General features: G+C 35.3%; 5 protein-coding genes. 1 reads left to right on the top strand and 4 read right to left on the bottom strand.

Annotation, left to right across the window (positions count from 1 at the left end; genetic code table 11):
• Positions 1 to 782, top strand: a 782-nt coding sequence (locus CIGNP91_RS08490; protein ID WP_272889830.1) for a flagellin, incomplete at its 5' end; no start/stop codon positions are given.
• A gap of 181 nt (positions 783 to 963) precedes the next feature.
• On the opposite strand, the gene CIGNP91_RS08485 is transcribed toward CIGNP91_RS08490, so the two are convergent.
• The 4 genes from CIGNP91_RS08485 to dapF are packed head-to-tail and all read right to left on the bottom strand — an operon-like array spanning position 964 to position 3,661.
• Positions 964 to 1,725: a UDP-N-acetylmuramate dehydrogenase gene (locus CIGNP91_RS08485; RefSeq protein ID WP_086239299.1), complete on the bottom strand. Its 762-nt coding sequence runs from the start codon at positions 1,723 to 1,725 to the stop codon at positions 964 to 966.
• Positions 1,722 to 1,988: a flagellar biosynthesis protein FliQ gene (fliQ, locus tag CIGNP91_RS08480; RefSeq protein WP_086227385.1), complete on the bottom strand. Its 267-nt coding sequence runs from the start codon at positions 1,986 to 1,988 to the stop codon at positions 1,722 to 1,724. The genes CIGNP91_RS08485 and fliQ overlap by 4 nt, the downstream gene beginning before the upstream one ends.
• Positions 1,988 to 2,860 carry a menaquinone biosynthesis family protein gene (locus CIGNP91_RS08475; protein ID WP_086230038.1) on the bottom strand — a complete coding sequence of 291 codons (873 nt, stop codon included), beginning with the start codon at positions 2,858 to 2,860 and terminating at the stop codon, positions 1,988 to 1,990. The genes fliQ and CIGNP91_RS08475 overlap by 1 nt, the downstream gene beginning before the upstream one ends.
• A 42-nt stretch (positions 2,861 to 2,902) precedes the next feature.
• Entirely contained in the window at positions 2,903 to 3,661 is a 759-nt protein-coding gene (gene dapF, locus CIGNP91_RS08470) for a diaminopimelate epimerase (RefSeq protein ID WP_086233002.1), read from the bottom strand.
• Positions 3,662 to 4,097: the final 436 nt, after the last annotated feature.

The raw sequence follows: 4,097 nt of genomic DNA, 5'->3' as shown, positions 1-4,097 counted from the left end.
TAACAATCGGAAATATTACTGTAAAAGCTAATGATTCTGACAATGCTCTAATCGCTGCAATTAACGCTAAAAAAGATGAAACCGGAGTAGAGGCAAGTCTAGATAACGGTAGATTAGTTTTAGCTGCTAAAGATGGTAGAGCTATCAATGTAGACACACATTCTGACGCCACATTTACAATAGCTGGAGGCGTGAAAGGTAATTTTTCAGAAAAAGGTATTACATATTTAGGTCAATTGACTTTCATTCGCCAAGACGCTAGAGATATCAAAATAGGCCTACAAAATATGTCATTAATCGCTTCTCATGTATTTAGTGGCAATGCTGCAATATCTAATGCGGCTAACGCTTCCAAGGCATATAATCAAACATCGGTAAATCTTAAATATATGAACTCTGGTACAATTAGTGCTACAATGGCTAAAGCAATGGGATTTTTTAATGGTAACGTATCTAATGCCAATCAAGAAGTAGACCAAGCCGGTGGCGTAAATACTTATGGTGGTGCTCAAGCTATGGTTGATGTAGCTGAAGCAGCTAGAAAAACTCTAGATAAGCTAAGAGCTGACCTAGGTTCAGTACAAAATCAATTAGTAGCTACTATAAATAATATTACAGTTACTCAAGTAAATGTAAAATCAGCTGAATCTCAAATAAGAGATGTAGACTTTGCTAGTGAGAGTGCAAACTTCTCTAAATTTAACATACTAGCCCAAAGTGGAAGCTACGCTATGAGTCAGGCAAATGCTGTACAACAAAATATATTAAGACTATTACAGTAGCTTAAATTTAAATCTTTAATAGCTTAAATTTACTCGCAATGCTTAGCCATTGCGAGGGTTTATATACAATATATCAAGCTTTTTATATTATCAATTAAAATTGATTTATAAATTAGGGTAATTGATAAAACTACTAAAAATACAAAAATAATACTACTAAAATATCTAAAAACCATTAATCCTATAAGATCACAACCTCGCAACGTAACTCTATACCAAAAAGCTCAGCTACACGGTTTTTGGCTAAATTTATCAACTCTATTGCATCATTAAAGCTTCCACTGCCATAATTGATTAAAAAATTTGCATGAATTTCGCTAAAGCCGCATCCGCCGACCCTATAGCCTTTCATTCCAGCAGCCTCTAAAAGTCGCCCAGCATGATCGCCAGCAGGATTGGTAAAGCATGAGCCAAAGCTCGCACCTTTTGGCTGATTGGAGCGCTTTTGATTGAGTTTATTGCTTAGAACTTCATCAAATTCACGTATAATTTTAAAACTAGCCTCAAATATCACTCCATCAATATTTGAGTGGCGGTAGCTAAATCCACACTCATTAGCTAGTGTTACTCCTTTAGATGTTGTGATATTTAAGAGCAAATTTGAAATCTCATACTCTTTTACTCCAGCATTCATCTTTATCATTCCACCAAGGGTTCCAGGAATTTTTTTAACAAATTCAAAGCCGCCAATATTGTTATCTTTAGTAAATTTATATATTTTTGAGCTTGGAGTTTTAGCGCCAATTTTTAGTACGCCATTTTCTAGTTTGATATAGTCAAATTCGCTTCCTAAAATCCCCATTTTAGGCGGATTTGGCGAGATTAGCAAATTATTTGCTCCGCCAATTATCACTCCATCAAACTCACGCATTTTATCTAGCACTTCTACATCAAAAATCCCACCAATGCGTACTGAGCTGTACTTACTAAAATCAATTTTCATTGGATAAATGTTGGTATCATATTTAATATTCGTTCAGTAAAATCAATCATTTGCCCCATCATCCACGGCATTAAAAAGATTATTACCACCACAACCAAAATTATCTTTGGTACAAAGCTTAGCGTCATCTCGTTAATCTGTGTAGTAGCTTGAAAAATGCTAATTAGCAAACCAGCTACCAATCCAGCCATAAGCATAGGCAGACTAATCATTAGTGCTAGTTTAAAGGTCTCAACGCCTAGACCGATTAGATCGCCTTGCATTAGCTATTCCTACTATTTAGATACTCAGTTGGTATGAGATTTGGCTGAGATTTGATTAAATTTGAATAAACCCCACTCTCATATCCGATTTCAAAAAGCCTATCTACTGCACGCAGCTGAAGATCGCTCATACTGATAGATTCAGCATTTGCATAAAGCCCTAGATACTTTTGCAAACTTGTATCATCTACACGCACTAGCTTACGCTCTAGTAACATAGAGCTTAATATTTTTTTATTATCGTGTGCGATTTGTACGGCCTTTGTCAGTACAGATTCGCACTCTATAGCATCACTTAGCGGCAGACTGCGCCTAAGGGCCATACCACCAAGTGGTAATGGCAGACTATCATCGCCTCTAAGTTCACACCAAATATCCCAAATTTCACGCTCTACGCATAGTTCATCACTAAAGCTAAGAATACTCTCATGAATTAGCACGCCAGCATCAACTTCACCGCTTAGTACAGCATTTTCGATATCTAAGAAATTCTTATAAACTATCCTAGCCTTTGGATATGCGATTTTAAAAAGTAGAGCATTTGTGGTGTATTGTCCGCTTAGTGCGACTTTGAAATTTGGCTTTAGAGTTGTATGTTTTTTCTTAATTAGCTTTGGGCCGTATCCATTGCCAAAGCTTACTGCTGTTCGTAGTAAAGCATAATCTTTAACTATAAATGGATAAAGAGCAAAACTAATGGCCGTAGCATCAAATTCGCCACGCAAAGCTGCTTGATTAAGCGTCTCTATATCATCAGCTTTAGAGCTAAACTGCAAAATCTCACTACCAACCCAGCCTAAATTTATAGCGCTATACATAAAGATATCATCAGCATCTGGTGAGTGAGCTACTCTTATATTTTTCAATTTCATCCTTTGCATTTTGGCTAATTTTACTTAAATTTATCTAAATTTCTAATATATTGCCGTATCAAAAATATGGCTTACTTTTCCACCAAAATGGATAGTCTCTCCATCAAATCTAAGATTTAAAATCTCACCGCTTCTTGGCATAACTTCTATTTTATCATTTAGTCCAAATCGCTCAAATCCAGTAAAAAACGAAGCTGCCATTCCGGTGCCACAGGCATTTGTCTCATTTTCAACACCACGCTCAAAGGTACGCACTAATAGTCTTTGGCCATCAAATTTGGCATAATTTACATTTGCGTTATATTGTTGGCGCATAGTTTTGCAAATTTCTAGATCAAATTTATCCAAATCATCCACAAAGCTTACTAAATGCGGCACTCCAGTATTATAAAAGTTCCATTCTAATCCCATTTGAGTAAATGGTTCGCTTAACTTTTTTGGCTCGCTTAGAGCGACTTCGACATGGTCTTTTGCAATGGTAGCACCAATAATTCCAGCACCAGTTTCAAAGGTACAAACAGCATCGCAAATTTGGTTTTTATATGCATAAAGTGCAGCGGCCCTACTACCGTTGCCACACATTGCTGCTATGCTTCCATCGCTATTGTAAAACTCCCACGCAAAATCACACTGATTATTTGATTGTTTGATAATAATCATTCCATCTGCGCCAACTCCACTAAATCTATCGCAAAGACGCACAGCTAGTTCCGAGCGGTTACTTGCAGCAAATTTAGCATTATTAATGGCCTGGAAAATAACAAAATCATTACCGCTTGCGTTATATTTTGAAACTTGCATAAATATCCTTAAAATGGTTAAATTTTCAAATTTTAGCATAAATTAAATTCAAAGTTGCTTTTTTAATATATTTTTACTCCATCCCCTCAAATAAATTACACCCCCATAATATTTAATATCTCACCCAATTCAATCTAAATTCCACTCTAAAAATTATAAAATACCCAAATCATAAATCTACAATATCTAATCTAAATTTTATAAATTACTCAAATTTATTAAAAAATTTGCAATATTTTCTTCAAATTTATCAAAATCCCCCCCCTATATATAAACTTTTTAATATTTGGTTCGATATAATAAAAACACACCCTAAATGGATTTAAGTTTTATAGGGAAATCTTAACACAAAGGAAAAGTTATGAGCTTTAGAATAAATACTAACATCGCAGCGATGAATGCTCACGCAAACTCACAAATCACAGATAGAGAGCTT

It is taken from the genome of Campylobacter sp. P091, assembly GCF_002138935.1.
GTDB classification, from domain to species: Bacteria; Campylobacterota; Campylobacteria; order Campylobacterales; family Campylobacteraceae; genus Campylobacter; species Campylobacter devanensis.
This window is presented reverse-complemented; position numbering and strand designations above follow the sequence as displayed.